18 protein-coding genes are annotated in these 20703 nt (G+C 55.8%); 13 read left to right on the top strand and 5 right to left on the bottom strand.

What is annotated here, in order from left to right; genetic code table 11:
- The first annotated feature begins 38 nt into the window (after positions 1–38).
- Positions 39–1301, top strand: a complete 1263-nt coding sequence (gene lysA, locus PUP35_RS17790; RefSeq protein ID WP_115876207.1) for a diaminopimelate decarboxylase — start codon at positions 39–41, stop codon at positions 1299–1301.
- Here lysA and PUP35_RS17785 read toward each other — a convergent pair.
- Complete coding sequence (locus tag PUP35_RS17785; protein WP_274240693.1) at positions 1271–2308, bottom strand: LacI family DNA-binding transcriptional regulator; 1038 nt, start codon at positions 2306–2308, stop codon at positions 1271–1273. The genes lysA and PUP35_RS17785 overlap by 31 nt on opposite strands.
- Positions 2309–2528: 220 nt before the next feature.
- Between PUP35_RS17785 and PUP35_RS17780 the strand changes: the two genes are divergently transcribed.
- Positions 2529–3014 carry a GNAT family N-acetyltransferase gene (locus PUP35_RS17780; RefSeq protein WP_115876206.1) on the top strand — a complete coding sequence of 162 codons (486 nt, stop codon included), beginning with the start codon at positions 2529–2531 and terminating at the stop codon, positions 3012–3014.
- Here the strand turns inward: PUP35_RS17780 and galR are convergent.
- Positions 2975–3991 (bottom strand): HTH-type transcriptional regulator GalR, encoded by a 1017-nt coding sequence (gene galR, locus PUP35_RS17775; RefSeq protein ID WP_127732218.1) that lies wholly within the window; start codon positions 3989–3991, stop codon positions 2975–2977. The two genes, PUP35_RS17780 and galR, sit on opposite strands and share 40 nt — an antisense overlap.
- Before the next feature lie 425 nt (positions 3992–4416).
- Between galR and aas the strand changes: the two genes are divergently transcribed.
- Together aas and lplT are read left to right on the top strand one after the other, a co-directional pair.
- Positions 4417–6576, top strand: a complete 2160-nt coding sequence (gene aas / locus PUP35_RS17770) for a bifunctional acyl-ACP--phospholipid O-acyltransferase/long-chain-fatty-acid--ACP ligase (RefSeq protein ID WP_274240691.1) — start codon at positions 4417–4419, stop codon at positions 6574–6576.
- Complete coding sequence (lplT, locus tag PUP35_RS17765) at positions 6569–7762, top strand: lysophospholipid transporter LplT (RefSeq protein WP_111966085.1); 1194 nt, start codon at positions 6569–6571, stop codon at positions 7760–7762. Before aas ends, lplT begins: the two co-directional genes overlap by 8 nt.
- A 92-nt stretch (positions 7763–7854) precedes the next feature.
- Here lplT and PUP35_RS17760 read toward each other — a convergent pair whose 3' ends face one another.
- The 3 genes from PUP35_RS17760 to mutH all read right to left on the bottom strand — a co-directional run bounded on the left by PUP35_RS17760 (position 7855) and on the right by mutH (position 10066).
- On the bottom strand, positions 7855–8895 hold the full coding sequence (locus PUP35_RS17760) for an NADP(H)-dependent aldo-keto reductase (protein ID WP_115876203.1): 1041 nt from the start codon (positions 8893–8895) through the stop codon (positions 7855–7857).
- A 131-nt stretch (positions 8896–9026) separates the two neighbouring features.
- Positions 9027–9245, bottom strand: a complete 219-nt coding sequence (locus tag PUP35_RS17755; RefSeq protein ID WP_008499668.1) for a YgdI/YgdR family lipoprotein — start codon at positions 9243–9245, stop codon at positions 9027–9029.
- A gap of 128 nt (positions 9246–9373) precedes the next feature.
- Positions 9374–10066 carry a DNA mismatch repair endonuclease MutH gene (gene mutH / locus PUP35_RS17750; protein WP_111966083.1) on the bottom strand — a complete coding sequence of 231 codons (693 nt, stop codon included), beginning with the start codon at positions 10064–10066 and terminating at the stop codon, positions 9374–9376.
- Between the two features lie 683 nt (positions 10067–10749).
- Here mutH and rppH point away from each other — a divergent pair.
- The 9 genes from rppH (at position 10750) to recC (ending at position 20702) form a co-directional block, all read left to right on the top strand.
- Entirely contained in the window at positions 10750–11280 is a 531-nt protein-coding gene (gene rppH, locus PUP35_RS17745) for an RNA pyrophosphohydrolase (RefSeq protein ID WP_013098553.1), read from the top strand.
- Positions 11281–11292: 12 nt separating this feature from the next.
- On the top strand, positions 11293–13539 hold the full coding sequence (gene ptsP / locus PUP35_RS17740; protein WP_111966082.1) for a phosphoenolpyruvate--protein phosphotransferase: 2247 nt from the start codon (positions 11293–11295) through the stop codon (positions 13537–13539).
- A gap of 193 nt (positions 13540–13732) precedes the next feature.
- Entirely contained in the window at positions 13733–14608 is an 876-nt protein-coding gene (lgt, locus tag PUP35_RS17735; RefSeq protein ID WP_127732210.1) for a prolipoprotein diacylglyceryl transferase, read from the top strand.
- A 6-nt stretch (positions 14609–14614) separates the two neighbouring features.
- Positions 14615–15409, top strand: a complete 795-nt coding sequence (gene thyA / locus PUP35_RS17730; RefSeq protein WP_111966081.1) for a thymidylate synthase — start codon at positions 14615–14617, stop codon at positions 15407–15409.
- A 184-nt stretch (positions 15410–15593) separates the two neighbouring features.
- Positions 15594–16058: a prepilin peptidase-dependent protein gene (locus tag PUP35_RS17725; RefSeq protein ID WP_127732830.1), complete on the top strand. Its 465-nt coding sequence runs from the start codon at positions 15594–15596 to the stop codon at positions 16056–16058.
- Entirely contained in the window at positions 16049–16609 is a 561-nt protein-coding gene (locus tag PUP35_RS17720) for a prepilin peptidase-dependent protein (protein WP_127732208.1), read from the top strand. Before PUP35_RS17725 ends, PUP35_RS17720 begins: the two co-directional genes overlap by 10 nt.
- Positions 16606–17007, top strand: a complete 402-nt coding sequence (locus PUP35_RS17715; protein ID WP_127732206.1) for a DUF2509 family protein — start codon at positions 16606–16608, stop codon at positions 17005–17007. Before PUP35_RS17720 ends, PUP35_RS17715 begins: the two co-directional genes overlap by 4 nt.
- The gene (locus PUP35_RS17710) at positions 16992–17315 is read left to right on the top strand and encodes a prepilin-type N-terminal cleavage/methylation domain-containing protein (RefSeq protein WP_133295081.1); all 324 of its coding nucleotides are present in this window, start codon (positions 16992–16994) and stop codon (positions 17313–17315) included. Before PUP35_RS17715 ends, PUP35_RS17710 begins: the two co-directional genes overlap by 16 nt.
- Positions 17316–17327: 12 nt before the next feature.
- Positions 17328–20702, top strand: coding sequence for an exodeoxyribonuclease V subunit gamma (gene recC / locus PUP35_RS17705; protein ID WP_143345477.1), 3375 nt, complete (start codon positions 17328–17330; stop codon positions 20700–20702).
- The last annotated feature ends 1 nt before the right edge of the window (position 20703 follow it).

The raw sequence follows: 20703 nt of genomic DNA, 5'->3' as shown, positions 1-20703 counted from the left end.
TGGCGTAATCATCAAAACGCCTTTATCCGGAGAAGACCATGCCACGCCCGCTGAACCAGACTGATACCGATTTGAACGCCGACAACCTGCTGCGCCTGCCTGCCGAATTTGGCTGTCCGGTGTGGGTCTACGACGCGCAGATTGTCCGCGAGAAGATCGCCGCCCTGCATCAGTTTGACGTGGTGCGTTTTGCCCAGAAGGCCTGCTCCAATATTCATATTCTGCGCCTGATGCGTGAGCAGGGCGTGAAGGTCGACTCCGTCTCGCTTGGCGAAATCGAACGCGCGCTGGCGGCCGGATACGATCCGAAAGCTGACGGCGACGCGATCGTCTTTACCGCCGATGTGATCGACGACGCGACGCTGGCGCGCGTTCACGAGCTGCAGATCCCGGTGAATGCCGGTTCTGTGGATATGCTGGAGCAGCTGGGTCAGGTATCTCCCGGCCATCGCGTCTGGCTGCGCGTGAACCCGGGCTTTGGTCACGGCCACAGCCAAAAAACCAATACCGGCGGCGAAAATAGCAAGCACGGGATCTGGTATGCCGATATGCCTGCCGCGCTGGAGGTATTACAGCGCTACGGTCTGAAGCTGGTGGGTATTCATATGCATATTGGCTCTGGCGTGGATTACGGCCACCTGGAGCAGGTGTGCGGCGCGATGGTGCGCCAGGTTGTCGACTTCGGTCAGGATCTGGAGGCGATCTCTGCGGGCGGCGGTCTCTCTATTCCTTATCGCGAAGGTGAAGAGGCGATCGATACCGATCATTATTACGGTCTATGGAGCGCCGCACGTGACCAAATTGCCGCGCATCTGGGTCATGCCGTGAAGCTGGAAATTGAGCCGGGTCGTTTCCTGGTGGCGGAAGCCGGCGTGCTGGTTTCGCAGGTACGCAGCGTGAAAGAGATGGGCTCTCGCCACTTCGTCTTGATTGACGCAGGCTTTAACGATTTGATGCGTCCGTCCATGTACGGCAGCTATCACCACATTACCGCCCTGGCTGCTGACGGCCGTGATTTAACGCAGGCGCCGCGCGTTGAGACGGTCGTTGCGGGGCCGCTGTGCGAATCGGGTGACGTGTTTACCCAGCAGGAAGGCGGCAAAGTAGAAACCCGCGCGCTGCCAGAGGTCAAGCCGGGTGATTACCTTGTGCTGCACGACACCGGCGCGTACGGGGCGTCAATGTCCTCTAACTACAATAGCCGCCCGCTGCTGCCGGAAGTGCTGTTTGATAACGGCAAGGCGCGGCTGATCCGCCGTCGCCAGACCATTCAGGAACTGCTGGCTTTAGAACTCATCTGAGTAAAGTAGGGCCCGGTGGTGACCGAATCGCGTAAGACCAGCGTGCCGGTAAACGGCGGGATGGCATCGACCGGCTGGTTTTTTGCCAGCCGGATCGCCTGATCGATGGCCGTGACAATCATATTGTCGATGGGCAGATAAACCGATGAGAGCGCAGGCTCCAGCCATTTCGCGCTTGGGGCATCGTCAAAGCCGAACAGTGAAATATCCTGCGGGATTTTAAGCCCCGCCTGGTGCAACGCTTTGGACGCACCCAGCGCCATATCGTCGTTACAGGCAAACAGGGCGCTAAACGGTACTCCGTCGGCAATCAATTCCTTGCAAAGCTCATATCCCCCGGTCATTCCCGCATCGCCGTACTTTATCCGACGCTCGTCCAGACGGATGCCGTGCTTTTCCAGCGCCTTGCGATAGCCCATCAGCCTCGCTTTCCCGGTTGGGGTATGGATCGGGACGGTGATACAGGCGATCTCCCGATGCCCCTGTTCGATCAGATAATCCACAGCCTTAAATGCGGCATCCTGCTGTTCGAAGAACACGCAGCGATCCGGCGCCTGGCTCACTTCACGGTTAATGACCACCAGCGGCGTTTTCACGGTGTTCATTAGTTTGACGATCGCTTTTTCGCTCATGTAGCGCGTGTAAAGCACGATGGCATCGCACTGGCGATCGGCCAGCATCTGCACCGCCTGTTCTTCCTGTTCTGGCGCGTCGTGACCGTCGGTGACGATCAGCTGTTTTCCGTGAGTTTCAGTTTGCCGCGACGCCTGCTGGAGAAGGCGGCCAAAATAAAAGCCGTCAAAGGTCGAGACGACCAGACCAATGCTGTTGCTGGTCTGGTTAGCCAGCGAGCGCGCGAGAAAGTTCGGACGATAGCCCAGCTCTTCCATCGCAGCAAAGACCTGCTGACGCGTACTCTCTTTGACCTGACCTGTGCCGTTCAGCACGCGCGAGACGGTAGCCTTCGACACGCCCGCGCGCAGTGAGACATCCAGCATTGTTGCCATTCTACATTCCTGCTTCCACGTAATGGTTTGCAGTTTAACACAGACCTCGCGGCGTATAAGCGATGCGGGAAGCGCAAAAACTCTGCCACGATCACGCTTTTTGGTAACGATTCGTCCGGCCAGCCTGAAGTCAAACTCAATAGCCTGACTCTGGTAAGATAATCACCGAACCGGGCTGGAGCATCAGGCCAGTAAATACATGAGAAAATGCAGGTGAAACATGAATAAGGCTGTCATCCTCCCGCTTTACAAGGCTCCACACTTCGCAGAGCAGGTTACCGACTGGCTCTGGCAGGCCTTTGGCGAAGGGCTTTCTCGGGAATTTTTCCACAGCATCGTTGAGCACAGCCAGACCCCGGGGGCACTACCGTTAACGTTTATTGCCCTTGAAGGCGAACAGCTTCTTGGCACGGTAGGGCTCTGGCGCTGCGATTTGATCACCCGACAGGATCTCTTTCCGTGGCTGGCGGCGCTGTACGTTGATGAGGCGGCGCGAGGTAAGGGGCTGGCGGGACAACTTCAGCAGCATGTTATCGCTTACGCAGCGCAGTCCGGGTATGAGGAGCTCCATCTCTGGTCTGCCTGCCGCGACTTCTACGAACGTTACGGCTGGCAGTACATCGGTGATGGTCTGGAATACCCGAACACGCGGGTTCACCTCTACCGTTATTCGCTCTGCGCTTCCGCAGGTGACGCAACGGAGTGACGGCGAACCAGCGTCGGGCTAAACAGATGCGTAATTTCCGGCGGCTGGCGCTGTTCAGCCAGCGCTAGCGCCAGCTCGGCGGCCTGCGTTGCCATGGTGATGATTGGGTAGCGCACGGTGGTCAGACGCGGGCGAACGTAGCGGGAGACCAGCACGTCGTCGAAGCCAATCAGCGAAATTTCTGCCGGTACCTCAATTCCGTTGTCATTCAACACCCCCATCGCCCCTGCGGCCATTGAGTCGTTATAGCTGGCAACCGCCGTGAAATTCCGTCCGCGACCCAGCAGCTCGGTCATGGCCTGTTCACCGCCGCTCTCATCCGGTTCACCGTAGGCCACCAGGCGGTCATTACACGGCAGCCCGTTTTCACGAAGGGCATCGTAGTAGCCCTGCAGGCGGTCCTCTGCATCAGAAATCGGATGATTTGAACAGAGATAGCCAATTCGGGTATGGCCCTGCTGAATAAGGTGCCGCGTTGCAAGCCAGGCACCGTAGCGGTCATCGAGGGCCACGCAGCGTTTTTCAAATCCGGGAATAATGCGGTTGATGATCACCATTCCGGGCATCTGCTTCATCAGGTGAATCAGCTCGGCGTCCGGGATCATTTTGGCGTGAACCACCAGCGCCGCGCAGCGGTGGCGGATCAGCTGTTCAATGGCCTGGCGTTCTTTTTGTTCATTATGGTAGCCATTGCCGATCAGCAAAAAATTACCTGTCTGATAAGAAACCTGTTCAACCGCTTTAACCATGGCGCCGAAAAAGGGATCGGAAACATCACCCACCACCAGCCCAATGGTTTCGGTGGACTGCTGGGCGAGCGCGCGGGCATTGGCATTGGGATGATAGTTCAGGGATTCCATGGCATTTTGTACCGCCTGGCGCGATGCGTCACTGGCTTTTGGGGAGTCGTTAATCACGCGGGAGACGGTTGCCACCGACACGCCTGCCAGACGGGCCACATCCTTTATTGTCGCCATTCATTACCTTCTTATTGGGGGTAAGCGTTTACACACCAAATAGTGTTGCGGAAAAGCGGCGCGCATTCAAGGGGAGCGGATTTCCGCTCTCCACAAACGTGACGCAGGACAACCCTGGTGGTGTAATCGTTACACGCGCAGTCATGTCTGAAGAATGTCAATCTGAACCTTTGGTTACACTTTGCCTCAGGCTGTTGCGATTGTCCGATGGCGAGGATGTTAATGAGATTGATACAGTTGAGATCCCAGAGGTATTGATTGGTGAGAATTCTTAGTACGATTTCGTACTCATCTCTTGCACCAACCTGCGCGGATGCGCAGGTTTTTTTTCGCCTCCACTTTTGCTGTCGCTCCCGTATCACTTCTCGTGTAATCTGCCACCATTTACTATCAACCCTCCACACTGGCTGGCAAAGGGAGTTGAGATGCTATTTGGGTTCTTCCGTACACTGTTCCGTATTCTTTTTCGCATCCACGTCACTGGCGATGCCCAGGCGCTTCGCGGCGAACGCGTTCTTATCACACCAAATCATGTTTCCTTTATAGATGGCATCCTGCTGGCGCTGTTTTTACCCGTGCGCCCGGTGTTTGCGGTCTATACCTCTATCAGCCAGCAGTGGTACATGCGCTGGCTCACGCCGCTGATTGATTTTGTGCCGCTCGACCCGACCAAGCCGATGATGATTAAGCATCTGGTGCGTCTGGTTGAGCAAGGGCGTCCGGTGGTTATTTTCCCTGAAGGGCGTATTTCAGTGACCGGTTCGCTGATGAAAATCTACGACGGCGCGGGGTTTGTTGCAGCGAAATCAAAAGCGACCGTGGTACCGCTGCGCATTGAAGGCGCGGAGCTAACCCATTTCAGCCGCCTGAAGGGGCTGGTGAAGCAGCGTCTGTTCCCTAAAATAACCCTGCATATTCTGCCGCCAACGTCGTTACCGATGCCAGAAGCGCCGCGTGCCCGCGATCGCCGTAAAATCGCCGGGGAAATGCTGCATCAGATTATGATGGAAGCGCGCATGGCCGTGCGCCCGCGCGAAACGCTGTACGAATCTCTGCTATCCGCGCAGTACCGCTATGGCGCGAAGAAAAACTGTATCGAAGACATCAACTTTACCCCCGACACCTATCGCAAACTGCTGACCAAAACCCTGTTTGTGGGCCGTATTCTGGAGAAGTACAGCAAAAAAGGCGAAAAAATTGGCCTGATGCTGCCTAATGCGGGCATCAGCGCGGCGGTGATTTTCGGTGCGGTTTCCCGGGGCCGTATCCCGGCAATGATGAACTACACGGCGGGCGTGAAGGGGTTGACCAGCGCCATCACCGCAGCGCAGATTAATACCGTCTTTACCTCCCGACAGTTCCTGGACAAAGGCAAGCTCTGGCACCTTCCCGAGCAGCTCACCCAGGTGCGCTGGGTCTTCCTGGAGGATCTGAAAGCGGACGTGACCACCGGCGACAAGCTGTGGATTTTTGCGCATCTGCTGGTGCCGCGTCTGGCGCAGGTCAAACAGCAGCCGGAAGATGACGCGATTATCCTCTTCACGTCGGGATCGGAGGGCAACCCTAAAGGCGTCGTCCACAGCCACAAGAGCATTCTGGCGAACGTTGAGCAGATCAAAAGCATTGCCGACTTTACCGCAAACGACCGCTTTATGTCGGCGCTGCCGCTTTTCCACTCTTTTGGCCTGACGGTGGGGCTGTTCACGCCGCTCCTGACCGGCGCAGAAGTGTTCCTCTACCCGAGCCCGCTGCATTACCGCATTGTGCCGGAGCTGGTCTATGACCGTAACTGCACCGTCCTGTTCGGAACCTCAACCTTCCTGGGCAACTATGCGCGTTTCGCCAATCCGTATGACTTCTATCGCGTGCGGTATGTGGTGGCCGGTGCGGAAAAACTGCAGGAGAGCACGCGCCAGATCTGGCAGGACAAGTTTGGCCTGCGCATTCTTGAAGGCTATGGCGTTACCGAGTGTGCGCCCGTGGTCTCGATTAACGTGCCGATGGCGGCGAAACCGGGTACGGTTGGCCGAATCCTGCCGGGAATGGATGCGCGTCTGCTGGCGGTACCGGGCATTGAGGACGGTGGCCGTCTGCAGCTGAAAGGGCCAAACGTGATGAACGGTTATCTGCGCGTGGAAAACCCGGGCGTGCTGGAAGCGCCGACGGCGGAAAACGTCATCGGCGAGGTTGAAACCGGCTGGTACGACACCGGGGATATCGTCCGTTTTGATGAACAGGGCTTTGTACAGATTCGGGGACGCGCGAAACGCTTTGCCAAAATCGCCGGTGAAATGGTCTCACTGGAAATGGTCGAACAGCTGGCAACGGCCGTGTCTGCGGATAAGATGCATGCGACGGTGGTGAAGAGTGATGCCAGCAAAGGCGAGGCGCTGGTGCTGTTTACGACCGACGCTGAACTTAAGCGCGACAGGTTACTAAGCTATGCGCGTGAACACGGTATCCCTGAACTGGCCGTGCCGCGCGACATTCGCTACCTGAAGCAGCTCCCGGTGCTGGGTAGCGGGAAGCCCGATTTCGTGACCCTGAAAGGCATGGTTGAAGAGGCGGAACAGCAAAATGCGTGAGTCAGTACACACTAACACCTCACTGCGTTCAAAAGGCATGATGGCGGTCATTGCCGCGCAGTTCCTCTCTGCGTTCGGTGATAATGCGCTGTTGTTCGCCACGCTGGCGCTGCTGAAAGCCGAGTTTTACCCCGACTGGAGTCAGCCGATCCTGCAGATGGTGTTTGTGGGCGCTTACATTATCTTTGCTCCGTTCGTCGGGCAGGTAGCGGACAGCTTCCCGAAAGGCCGGGTGATGATGTTTGCCAACGGTCTCAAGCTGCTGGGTGCCGCCAGCATTTGCTTTGGCTTCAATCCGTTTATTGGCTACACGCTGGTGGGCATTGGCGCTGCCGCCTACTCCCCTGCGAAATATGGCATCCTCGGAGAGCTGACCACGGGCGATAAGCTGGTGAAAGCCAACGGCCTGATGGAGTCGTCAACCATTGCCGCTATTCTGCTCGGATCCGTCGCGGGCGGTGTACTGGCCGACTGGCATGTCCTGGCGGCACTGGGCATCTGCGCGGTGGTGTATGGCGGGGCAGTTGTGGCAAACCTCTTTATTCCGAAGCTGCCAGTGGCTCGCCCGGGGCAATCCTGGCGCTTCAAACCGATGACCGGCAGTTTCTTCAACGCGTGCCGCGTGCTGTGGCGTAACGGGGAAACGCGTTTCTCCCTGATGGGGACCAGTATGTTCTGGGGGGCGGGCGTCACGCTGCGCTTCCTGCTGGTCCTGTGGGTGCCGGTGGCGCTGGGCATAACGGACAATGCGACGCCGACCTATCTTAATGCGATGGTGGCCATCGGCATTGTGGTTGGGGCGGGTGCGGCGGCGAAGCTGGTGACGCTCGAGACGGTCGCACGCTGCATGCCCGCAGGGATCCTGATTGGCGTCGTGGTGCTTATCTTCTCGCTGCAGCATGCGTTATTGCCCGCGTATGTCCTCCTCATCCTGATTGGTATTCTGGGGGGCTTCTTCGTGGTGCCGCTGAACGCGTTGCTGCAGGAACGGGGTAAGCAGACCGTCGGGGCAGGCAATGCCATTGCGGTACAAAACCTGGGTGAAAACCTGGCAATGCTGTTAATGCTGGGGCTTTACTCGCTGGCGGTAAAAGTGGGTGTGCCGGTGGTGGGGATCGGCGTCGGGTTTGGTGGGCTGTTTGCGATTGCGATCGCGGGCTTGTGGATTTGGCAGCGTCGCCGTTGATATCTAGCCGGGTGGTGGCTTCGCCTTACCGGGCCTGCGTTTGAGCACCTGTAGGCCCGGTAAGCGTAGCGCCACCGGGCAAAAGCGTCAGGCTATGGTGCAGGATAAGTATAAACCTGATGCACCGCTTCAATCTCTGCTAACACGTCTTCACTCAGGTTCAGGTGGAAACTCTCAATATTGGTTTTCAGCTGTTCCATCGTGGTCGCGCCCAGCAGGGTGCTGGCAACAAACGGCTGACGACGCACGAAGGCCAGCGCCATCTGAGCAGGGTCAAGACCGTGACGCTTTGCGATATCTACATAGGCAGCAACGGCTTTCTGCGTCTGCTCACCGCTGTAGCGGGTGAAGCGGCTAAAGAGGGTGTTTCGCGCCCCCGCCGGCTTCGCGCCGTTCAGGTATTTCCCCGTCAGCGTGCCGAAGCCGAGACAGGAATAGGCGAGCAGTTCCACTTCTTCATACTGCGTCACTTCGGCCAGACCCACCTCATAGCTGCGGTTAAGCAAGCTGTACGGGTTCTGGATAGTCACAATACGCGGAAGATCGTGCTTATCCGCCAGGTGCAGATAGCGCATGACCCCAAAGGCCGTTTCGTTAGATACGCCAATGTAGCGGATTTTTCCCGCGCGCTGGCACTCGGTCAGCGCTTCCAGCGTTTCCAGCAGCGTCACGGCGGGGGCGCTCTCATTCCAGCTGTATCCGAGCTTGCCAAAGCAGTTGGTTGGTCGCTGCGGCCAGTGCACCTGGTAGAGGTCGAGATAGTCGGTTTGCAGGCGCTTCAGGCTGGCATCCAGAGCGGCGCGGATATTCTTGCGATCGAGGATCTGGTTCGGGCGGATCCCGGTATCGTTATTGCGCGCGGGGCCACTGACTTTTGAGGCAATCACCAGCTTTTCACGGTTGCCGCGCTTTGCCAGCCAGTTACCGACGTAAGTTTCGGTAAGTCCCTGCGTTTCAGGGCGTGGCGGAACTGGGTACATCTCTGCAACATCAATAAGGTTAATGCCCTGGCTGACGGCGTAATCGAGTTGTGCATGGGCATCGGCTTCGCTGTTTTGTTCACCAAATGTCATCGTGCCCAACCCCAGTTGGCTTATTTCCAGAGCGCTGTGGGGGATACGGTGATAATGCATAGCCGGCTTCCTCAGTAGACTTATAGACCGCGTCAGGGCGTGCCCGACAAAAGAATATAAACATGGCAGAGGGGAAGCAAAAGGGGAAGAAAAAAATCAAAAAGGCCAGCAAGCGACTGACCTCTCTCTGATTATCGCTCGATAATTTGCGATACTTCGTCGCGATTGATCTGCATTTTATTGCCTTCCTGGTCGCGGTAGCTGACCAGACCGGTATCATCGTCGACTTCGGGTTTGCCATCGGTCAGGATCATTCGACCATCTTTTGTCGCCATGACGTAATCGCTGCTACAGCCCGATACGGCAAACGCTAAACCGACTGCTGACACTAATACTGCCCATTTTTTCATCGTTATCGTCCTCATCTGGCTTGTATCAAATCATAATCTAGTATTAACCCGATAAGGCGACTTGAGGAAGCGGTAAAATCTTAAAAAGCAGTCGATTATGTTTGAGAGCTCGCAAAATAAGTAAAAAACTATGTTTTTAACAGGAAATGACGTGCCAGGAGTGCGCCGGTGAAATTCTTTTTGAGATAAAAACCGCGCGGCAACGTCAGTATCGGTTCACCCTGCGCGCCGATTGCCTCGGTAAGTGCTTTACTGTTGGCCGCTTTCGGACGCAGCTGTAACACTTCTCCGTGTCGGGCGGTGATGCGCTCTACCTGCCCAAGCACAATCATGTCCATCAGCTCTTCCCAGTCCAGGCGCAGTTGATGCTCTTCATCCTCGTCCGGGCTCCAGAGCAGCGGTGCGCCAACGCGACGGTCAGCCAGGGGGATCTGACGCTCACCTTCAACCGGTACCCATAATACGCGCTTCAGCTTGTGGCGAACGTGACTGGTTTCCCACGTCACGCCGGTATTGCCGGTTAATGGCGCAACGCAGACAAAAGTGGTCTCAAGCGGCTTGCCCTGGCTGTCTACAGGGATAGTTTTTAACTCCACGCCAAGTGCAGCAAAATCCTGCTCGGGTTTGCTCCCTGCGCTGGCACCCAGCCATAGTTCAAGCAGCATGCCGATCCAGCCTTTATCCCGCTTAAGATCCTTCGGGATCTGAAGCCCTGCCATTGCCGCCAGCTCGCCAAGCGAAAAGCCTGCAAGACGCTGTGCCTGCTGTAGCAACTGGCCCTCGCTGGACGGCGGTGAGAGCAAGGGTGTAAGCGGATGCATGATGGTAACCTTTTGATTAAAAAATAAACGAAGAAATTGTCCCCTGTGGATAGAGTTTAACTATTTCTGTACGAATATTCCATGTACATGATTTATATGTTTTTTTACTGGTTTGAAATCGTTTCACCAGAGTCGGAAAACGGGTTGTTCAAATCTGGTCACTGACAATGAACAGGATCTTACACCATGTTATCCACAGAAAAATGGGATAACTGGGCATAACCCTGACTACTGTTTCAATTTACAGCCTTGACGTGCGAGGAAAATCGAAATTTCAAACAAATTGTGACTAACTTATTGGCACAATCTGTGGATAAAACCGACGCTGTTCGATCTTTCATCAGCACGATGATCCCTGATGTGACGATCGTCACGCTATTCTGTTTTGTGTTCATGAAAATACATTTAACTATATGAAAATAATTGCATTATTGAATTAAGCTAAAAAAGGGGGGACGGCATTGTTTGAGGTTGTTCATCGGTAATTAGACACTTCTTCACAACTATATCCACAGAAAAGGTGAATAAAATTCCTTTTAATGGCTCTCATCTGTTTATAACTCAGCACTTATTTGTGAGTTATTCAAATGTTATTAGGTTGCAGCCCTGTAAGAGAGTGGTTTACCGCCTCCCTGTAGTGTGAAACAATCATTCATATATAAGGTTTAGTTTGGGGTAGTCCGGTGATTGATGACGATGGCTACCGCCCGAACGTAGGAATAGTAATTTGTAATCGTCAGGGCCAGGTAATGTGGGCCCGGCGATATGGTCAGCACTCCTGGCAGTTCCCGCAAGGCGGGATCAATCCGGGAGAGTCCCCAGAACAAGCGATGTACCGGGAGCTTTTTGAAGAGGTCGGTTTGAGCCGGAAAGATGTTCGCATCCTGGCTTCGACCCGCAACTGGTTGCGTTACAAGTTACCGAAACGTTTGGTGCGTTGGGACACAAAGCCGGTTTGTATCGGCCAGAAACAGAAGTGGTTTCTGTTGCAGTTGGTGGGCAACGATTCAGACATCAATATGCAAACCAGCAGTACGCCGGAGTTCGATGGCTGGCGCTGGGTGAGCTATTGGTATCCTGTTCGTCAGGTCGTGTCATTTAAACGCGATGTTTACCGTAGGGTGATGAAAGAGTTTGCAAGTGTGGTCATGCAGCTTCAGGAGATCCCGCCTAAGCCGCAGAGCGCACCTGCCTGGCGACGTAAAAGAGGTTAAGCTACGCAAATCATGCTCACCCGCTTGCGAGAAATAGTCGAGAAGGTGGCCAGCGCTCCGCGTCTGAACGAGGCGCTGAATATTCTGGTCACCGACATCTGTCTTGCGATGGAGACCGAGGTCTGTTCGGTATATCTGGCCGACCACGATCGGCGCTGCTATTACCTGATGGCGACCCGTGGTTTGAAGAAGCCACGGGGACGCACCGTAACGCTCGCATTTGATGAGGGTATCGTCGGTCTGGTTGGGCGGCTGGCTGAACCCATCAACCTTGCTGACGCGCAAAAACACCCCAGCTTTAAATACATCCCTTCCGTAAAAGAAGAGCGCTTCCGCGCTTTCCTTGGCGTACCGATTATCCAGCGTCGCCAGCTGCTCGGCGTACTGGTCGTCCAGCAGCGTGAGCTACGTCAGTATGACGAAAGCGAGGAGTCTTTCCTCGTCACGCTGGCCACGCAGATGGCGGCGATCCTCTCTCAGTCTCAGCTTGCCGCGCTCTTTGGCCAGTATCGCCATACGCGCATTCGTGCCCTTCCGGCATCGCCAGGCGTAGCGATTGCTGAAGGCTGGATGGACGCCACGCTGCCGTTAATGGAGCAGGTTTACGAAGCCTCAACGCTTGATGAAGCGCTTGAGCGCGAGCGTCTTACCGCCGCGCTGGAAGAGGCGGCGAATGAATTTCGTCGTTACAGCAAACGTTTTGCCGCAGGTGCGCAAAAAGAGACGGCGGCCATTTTCGACCTCTATTCGCACCTGCTTTCCGATGCGCGTCTGCGTCGTGAGCTTTTTGCTGAAGTGGATAAAGGCTCGGTCGCGGAGTGGGCCGTTAAGAAGGTTATCGAGAAATTTGCCGACCAATTTGCGGCATTGACCGACGGTTACCTGAAAGAGCGGGCTGGAGATCTCCGGGCCCTGGGACAACGTCTGCTGTTCCATCTTGATGACACCATTCAGGGGCCGAATGCCTGGCCTCAACGGTTTGTTCTGGTCGCCGATGAACTGTCGGCAACCACGCTGGCTGAACTGCCGCAGGACAGGCTGGCCGGTGTCGTGGTGCGCGATGGTGCCGCCAACTCACACGCCGCCATTATGGTGCGCGCGCTGGGTATCCCTACCGTTATGGGGGCGGACATTCAGCCGTCGGTACTGCACCGCCGTACGCTGGTGGTCGACGGCTATCGCGGTGAGCTGCTGGTCGATCCTGAGCCGGTTCTGCTCCAGGAATACCAGCGTCTTATCAGCGAAGAGAATGAATTAAGCAAGCTGGCGGAAGATGACGTTAACCTGCCCGCACAGCTTAAGAGCGGTGAGCGGATCAAAGTCATGCTCAACGCCGGTTTAAGCCCTGAGCATGAAGAAAAGCTTGGCAGCCGCATCGACGGCATTGGCCTATACCGTACTGAAATCCCGTTCATGCTGCAGAGCGGTTTCCCCTCCGAAGAGGAGCAGGTGGCGCAGTATCAGGGGATGCTGCAGATGTTTAACGACAAACCTGTCACCCTGCGAACCCTGGATGTCGGGGCGGATAAACAGCTCCCCTACATGCCGATCAGCGAAGAAAACCCGTGCCTGGGCTGGCGTGGGATCCGCATTACGCTCGATCAGCCGGAGATCTTCCTGATCCAGGTGCGCGCGATGCTGCGCGCCAACGCGGCGACGGGCAATCTCAGCATCCTGCTGCCGATGGTCACAAGCATTGATGAGATCGACGAGTCGCGGCGGCTGATCGAACGTGCCGGGCGTGAAGTGGAAGAGATGATCGGCTATGCGATCCCGAAACCGCGGATCGGCGTGATGCTAGAAGTGCCGTCCATGGTCTTTATGCTGCCGCAGCTGGCAAGCCGTGTTGATTTTATCTCTGTCGGCACCAACGACCTGACGCAATATATTCTGGCCGTCGACCGCAACAATACCCGCGTCGCCAGTATCTACGACAGCCTGCATCCGGCGATCATTCGCGCGTTAGCGATGATTGCCCGTGAAGCGGAGCAGTACGGCATTGATTTACGCCTGTGCGGTGAAATGGCCGGGGATTCCATGTGCGTTGCGATCCTTATTGGTCTGGGATACCGCCATCTGTCGATGAACGGTCGCGCTGTCGCCCGCGTGAAATACCTGCTGCGACATATCGACATCAATGATGCTCGCGAACTCGCAGAACGCAGCCTTGAGGCGCAGCTGGCTGCTGAGGTCCGTCACCAGGTCGCGGCGTTTATGGAACGACGCGGTATGGGCGGCCTGATCCGCGGCGGCCGCTAATCGTCTTTCTCCCTCTCCCGGTGGGAGAGGGCACCAGAGGGCATAACACCCTATACACATCTTTTACATCTCGGGCGCATCCTCCGCGCCCGCCTTATGCTATGATTCGCAACTTTGGAGCCTCTGCTTACGGCAGAATCGCATTTCTACCGCTGTCCACTTTCAGCGGAATAACAACATCTTGTGGTGACAGATGAACAGTGGTTATCTGCATTTTCCGGAATTTGATCCGGTCATTTTCTCAGTAGGACCTGTTTCGCTTCACTGGTACGGTCTGATGTACCTGGTGGGCTTCATTTTTGCCATGTGGCTCGCTGGCCGTCGCGCCAGTCGTCCCGGCAGCGGCTGGACGAAAAACGAAGTTGAAAACCTGCTCTATGCGGGCTTCCTCGGCGTGTTCCTCGGTGGCCGTATTGGGTACGTGCTGTTCTATAACTTCCCTGTATTCCTGAACGATCCCCTCTACCTGTTCCGCGTCTGGGACGGCGGCATGTCCTTCCACGGCGGCCTGATTGGGGTGATCCTGGTGATGGTGATTTTTGCCAAACGCACCAAACGCAACTTCTTCCAGGTTTCGGATTTTATCGCGCCGCTGATCCCGTTTGGTCTGGGTGCCGGTCGTCTGGGTAACTTTATCAACGGTGAGCTGTGGGGCCGCGTCGACCCGAGCGTGCCTTATACGATGCTGTTCCCGGGCTCCCGCGCGGAAGATATCGCGCTGCTGCCATCACATCCGGAGTGGCAGTCCATTTTCGATACCTACGGCGTTCTGCCGCGCCATATGTCTCAGCTGTACGAGCTGGCGCTGGAAGGCGTTGTGCTGTTTATCATTCTCAACCTGTTTATCCGCAAACCGCGTCCGATGGGCGCTGTCTCCGGCCTGTTCCTTATTGGCTACGGCGCATTCCGTATTATCGTCGAGTTCTTCCGTCAGCCAGACGCACAGTTTACCGGCGAATGGGTACAGTACATCAGCATGGGGCAGATCCTCTCCATACCGATGATTGTCGCGGGTACCATTATGATGATTTGGGCGTATCGTCGTCGTCCACAGCAACAAATTTCCTGAGGAACCATGAAACAGTATCTTGAATTGATGAAAAAAGTGCTCGACGAGGGCACGCCGAAAAACGACCGCACCGGCACCGGTACGCTCTCCATTTTTGGCCACCAGATGCGCTTCAACCTGCAAGAAGGCTTCCCTCTGGTGACGACAAAGCGCTGCCACCTGCGCTCGATCATTCATGAACTGCTCTGGTTCCTGCAAGGCGATACCAACATAGCGTATCTGCACGAAAATAACGTCTCAATCTGGGACGAATGGGCAGATGAAAATGGCAACCTGGGCCCGGTTTACGGCAAGCAGTGGCGCGCATGGCCAACGCCTGATGGCCGCCATATTGACCAGATCACCACCGTGATGAACCAGCTGAAAAACGATCCGGACTCGCGCCGCATCATCGTTTCCGCCTGGAACGTCGGCGAGCTGGATAAAATGGCGCTGGCACCGTGCCATGCGTTCTTCCAGTTCTATGTGGCGGATGGGAAGCTCTCCTGCCAGCTCTACCAGCGCTCCTGTGACGTGTTCCTCGGCCTGCCGTTTAACATTGCCAGCTATGCGCTGTTGGTCCACATGATGGCGCAGCAGTGCGATCTGGAAGTGGGGGATTTTGTCTGGACCGGAGGGGATACCCATCTTTACAGCAACCATATGGAACAGACGCATCTCCAGCTGACGCGCGAACCGCGTGCGCTGCCGAAGCTGGTTATCAAGCGCAAACCGGCATCAATCTTCGATTACCGCTTTGATGATTTCGAAATTGAGGGCTACGACCCACATCCGGGCATCAAAGCGCCCGTCGCTATCTGATGCGATAAAGCGTGACACAACCGGTGCTGTTTAGCGCCGGTTTTTTTTCGCCTATATCCCGTTTCCCGAAGCGCTATCCAGAAAGCGTGCAACGCGCTGCAACTCTTCCAATTCTCCGGATAACGCCTCGTAAAACGATATTTCGATGCTCGTCATGTTCACGGTGCTTCGCCACACTCCCGGTATGAAAAAAGAGAACGGTTTTACGCTTATCGAAACGCTGGTCGCCATATCGCTTGTCGTTATTCTTAGCGCCTCAGGGCTGTACGGATGGGACAGCTGGCAGCGGCAGCAGCGGCTGTGGCAAACCGCCAGTCAGGTGCGAGATTACCTGCTTTTTCTACGCAATCATGCCAACCGCTACAACCGCGACCATCAAATTACCCATCAGCGGGTGGGAGGCCGGGACTGTCTGGTGAGCTCTGCCGCCCAAGGCTGTGAGAAGGGCAGTCCCTTTGTGCTGATACCACTCTGGCCTGAAGTCGCGATCGGCGAGGTAACGCCGTCGCTCGCGTTCTATGGATTAAGGGATACGGCGTGGGCAGGGCGGATACGCGTTCAAAGCCGTGCAGGAGAGTGGTTGATTATTGTCTCAAATGGAGGACGCATCAGGATGTGTAAGGTCACTGGGGGAGGTTCATGTCGATGAGGCAGCGTGGTTTCTCGCTGACTGAAGTTCTGATTGCTACGGCGATTAGCAGCCTTTTGCTGATAAGCGCATCGCGATTTTTACCCGGCTTGCAGCGAGCGGTCTTAGTGCAATCCGGCCAGAGAGAACTAGAGGAAGAGGTCTGGCATCATCTGTTTTCCGTGGGCAAACAGCTTCAGCGTGCGGGGTACTGCGCGGGAAACTGTCAGGGGCAGGCGCTGGTGACCGCGAGGCTTGGAAGTTGCGTCATTGTGCGGTCGGACGCCAACAGTAACGGCAGCTGGGATAACAGCGCATCAGAAAATGACAGCACCGGTTTTCGTCTGGAGTCGGGGGCGCTGGAAACCCTGCGTGGAGCGACCTCATGTGAAGGAAAAGGATGGGAAAAGCTTACTGACCCGAGCAGGCTTACGATCGCGCATTTTGTGGTAAGAACAGTGGAGCATGCCGGTTTTGCGCCTGAGGTGAATATCGAAATGGCGGCGATTCGCAAAGGCGAGAAGGGGGAGCCCTGGCAGGCGTTGTATACGGTCACGGGATACAACCTTTGAATCGTCAACGCGGCATATCTTCGCTGGCGCTGGTTCTGCTTTTACTGGTGCTCGGGACACTGATCCTCACGGGTCTCAATCAGCAGCTCATAACGTTTAGCGCGCTCGTTGGCGGCGAGAGCCGCTCGCTTCAGCAGCAGGCGACGGTACAGTCAGCGCTTGAGTGGGGACGGGTTCAGAGCTGGTCGTCAGAGCCCCAGATTCAGTGCAAAAAGACACCTGCGTGGCGAGTGTGTTTGCGCCAGCTGAGTGAGGGGCGCGCGTTACTGATTGCCGGAGACAGCGGCCTGCTGCTCTGGCGCGCAGCAGAGATTGTCGACGGGGAAGTTCGCTTTTTGCCTCACGGCTGGAGTGATTTTTGTCCCCTTAAGGAGAGCGCGTTATGCCAGCTGCCGTGAGCAAAGAAAAAGGGTTTAGCATGGTGGAAGTCCTGCTGGCGATGATGCTGCTGGTGATCGTCGTGACGGCTTTGTCGGGTTATCACCGGGCGCTGGCGGCGCGGTTTACCCTGTTTAACCAGTATCGCCAGCTCTGGCACCATGCCTGGAATCAGTCTCAGCTCTCAACAAATGTTCTCCCTGCAGGCTGGCAGGCCAGTCGGGGGCAGACAACGCACGCAGGATGTGTCAGCATCACGGTTACACTTATTTCTCCTCTGGGGCGGCGCGGTGAGCTAACGCGTCTGCATTGCCCGGTTAGCCAGTAGTCGGGAGCGTCTATGTTAAGGGTCTACCACTCAAATCGTCTGGATGTGCTGGAAGCGCTGATGGAGTTTATCGTTGAGCGCGAGCGGCTTGACGATCCTTTTGAGCCTGAAATGGTGCTGGTGCAGAGCACCGGTATGGCACAGTGGCTGCAAATGTCGCTTTCCCGTAAATTTGGCATAGCCGCAAATATTGATTTCCCGCTGCCCGCGAGCTTTATCTGGGAGATGTTTGTGCGCGTGTTGCCGGACATCCCGGAGCAGAGCGCCTTCAACAAGCAGGCCATGAGCTGGAAGCTCATGGCGCTGCTGCCGGAAATGCTGCAGCATGATGAATTCGCCATGCTGCGCCACTACCTCAATGACGATACCGACAAGCGCAAGCTGTTCCAGCTGGCGTCGCGTACTGCCGATCTCTACGACCAATACCTTGTTTACCGTTCTGACTGGTTAATTCGTTGGGAAGCGGGCGAGCTGGTTGAAGGTCTGCCGGAGGCGCAAATATGGCAGGCACCGCTGTGGAAAGCACTGGTAGAACATACGGAGAAACTTGGGCAGCCTAAGTGGCACCGTGCCAACCTGTACGATCGGTTTATTTCAATACTCGAAAATGCGACAGAGCGTCCAGCAAGACTGCCGTCACGCGTTTTTATCTGCGGAATATCCGCATTACCCCCTGTCTATCTAAAGGCGTTGAATGCGCTGGGTAAACATATTGATATTCATATTTTGTTCACCAACCCTTGCCGACAGTATTGGGGGGATATCCTCGATGAACGCTGGCTTGCGCGTCTGGTAACTCGCCAACGAAAGCGTCTTTTTGAAGAACGGTCCGTCCCGCTGTTTAAGGACGGCTCGACTGCCGGGCAGCTTTTTGACGAAGATGGTATCCAGAACTTGCCCAATCCGCTGCTTGCCTCATGGGGGAAGCTGGGGCGTGACTACATTCACATGCTTTCAGACATTACTTCTTCAGGCGAAGGTGACGTGGATGCCTTTGTCGAGATCGCTCCGGACAGCCTGCTGCATAATATTCAGTTAGATATTCTGGATCTGGAAAACCGTGCCGTCATGGGCGTGACGGCGAACGAGTTCGAACGCAGCGACAGCAAGCGTAAGCTGGACGCTGACGATCGCAGCATCACGATCCATGTTTGCCATAGCCCTCAGCGTGAGGTCGAAGTGCTTCACGACCAGCTGCTGGCGATGCTGCAGGACGATCCCGAACTGACGCCACGCGATATCGTGGTAATGGTGGCGGATATCGATAGCTACAGTCCCTTTATTCAGGCCGTCTTTGGCAGCGCGACGGGCGAGCGATATCTTCCTTATGCTATTTCTGACCGTCGTGCCCGTCAGTCGCATCCGGCATTGCAGGCGTTTATCACTTTACTCTCACTGCCGGATAGCCGCTTTATCTCCGAAGATGTCCTGGCGTTACTGGATGTTCCCGTTCTGTCTGCACGCTTCAACATCAATGAAGAGGGGCTTCGCTACCTTCGCCAGTGGGTGAATGAGTCTGGCGTTCGCTGGGGGATCGATGACGATAACGTTCAGGAGTTCGAACTTCCTCCAACCGGGCAGCACACCTGGCGATTTGGCCTGACGCGTATGCTGCTGGGCTACGCCATGGAGAGCAGTCAGGGCGAGTGGAATGAGGTGCTGCCTTACGACGAGTCCAGCGGGTTAATTGCTGAACTGGTGGGGCATTTAGCATCGCTCTTGATGCAGCTTAACCGCTGGCGACACGAGCTGCTGCAGCCGCGTCCACTTGAAGAATGGCTCCCGGTTTGCAGAGCGTTGCTTAATGATTTCTTCCTGCCGGACAATGACACCGAAGCGGCGATGGCGCTCATTGAAACGCAGTGGCAGGCTATCATCGACGAAGGCGTCAATTCCCACTATCAGGAGGCCATTCCGCTGTCGCTGTTGAGGGATGAGTTGACGCAGCGGCTTGACCAGGAGCGAATCAGCCAGCGTTTCCTGGCAGGCCCCATCAATATTTGCACCCTGATGCCAATGCGTTCAATCCCGTTTAAAGTGGTCTGTTTACTTGGCATGAACGACGGCGTTTATCCTCGCGCGCTCGCGCCGTTGGGGTTCGATTTAATGAGCGCAAATCCAAAACGGGGCGACCGTAGCCGCCGTGATGATGACCGATATCTCTTCCTTGAGGCGCTTATTTCCGCCCAGAGTAAGCTTTATATCAGCTATATCGGCCGTTCGATTCAGGACAACAGCGAGCGTTTCCCCTCCGTTCTGGTGCAGGAACTGGTGGATTATATCGGTCAGAGCCACTACCTGCCGGGGGATGAAGAGCGCAACTGCGATGAAAGCGAGAAGAGGGTGAAAGACCATATCACCTGTTTCCACAGCCGCATGCCGTTTGACCCGGTGAACTATACGGCCAGCGAGCGCCAGAGCTATGCGCAGGAGTGGCTGCCAGCGGCGAAAAAAGAGGGGAATGCGCATACCGATTTTATTCAGGAACTCGACCCTCGCCCTGTCGACACCCTGACCTTCGAGCAGCTTCAGCGGTTTTGGGCGCATCCTGTGCGCGCTTTCTTCCAGCAGCGACTACAGGTCAATTTCCGTTCTGAAGAGAGTGAAATTCCTGATGCAGAGCCGTTTACGCTGGAAGGTCTGGAGCGCTACCAGTTAAACCTGCAGCTGTTGAATGCGCTGGTTGAAGAGGAAGATGCTGAAAAACTATACCGCCGCTACCGCGCTGCGGGACAGTTGCCTTATGGGGCGTTCGGGGAGATCGTCTGGGAGGCGCAGTGTCAGGAGATGACCGCCCTGGCAGAGCGCGTAAGAGCGTGCCGACAGCCAGGGAATAGTATTGAAATCGATCTCAACTGCAACGGGGTACAGCTCACAGGCTGGTTAACCCAGGTTCAGCAGGATGGGCTGCTTCGCTGGCGGCCTTCAATGCTTAGCGTCTCACAGGGTTTGCAACTCTGGCTGGAACATCTTGTCTACAGTGCGGGTGGGCATAAAGGCGAAAGCCGCATTTTCGTGCGCAAAGAGGGCGAATGGCGCTTCCCGCCAATGGAGTCTGATCAGGCGTTACGGTATCTGTCTTTGTACATTGATGGCTACCGCCAGGGAATGAACAAACCCCTCTTGCTACTGCCGGAAAGTGGCGGCGCCTGGATAAAAGCCTGTTATGACGCGCAGAATGATGCGATGTTAACGGATGAGGCTTCGCTGCAGAAAGCCCGCAGTAAGTTTATGCAGGCCTACGAAGGTAACATGATGGTGCGTGGCGAAGGTGAAGATGTCTGGTATCAGCGCTTATGGCGAACGCTTGAGCCAGAGTACTTTGAGGCTATTACGGAAGAGGCGCAGCGCTACCTGCTGCCGTTGTTTAAATTTAATCAGTCCTGAG

The sequence above is a fragment of the Enterobacter sp. S-33 genome (genome assembly GCF_028735835.1).
In the GTDB taxonomy this organism is placed as follows: domain Bacteria; phylum Pseudomonadota; class Gammaproteobacteria; order Enterobacterales; family Enterobacteriaceae; genus Enterobacter; species Enterobacter vonholyi.
This window is presented reverse-complemented; position numbering and strand designations above follow the sequence as displayed.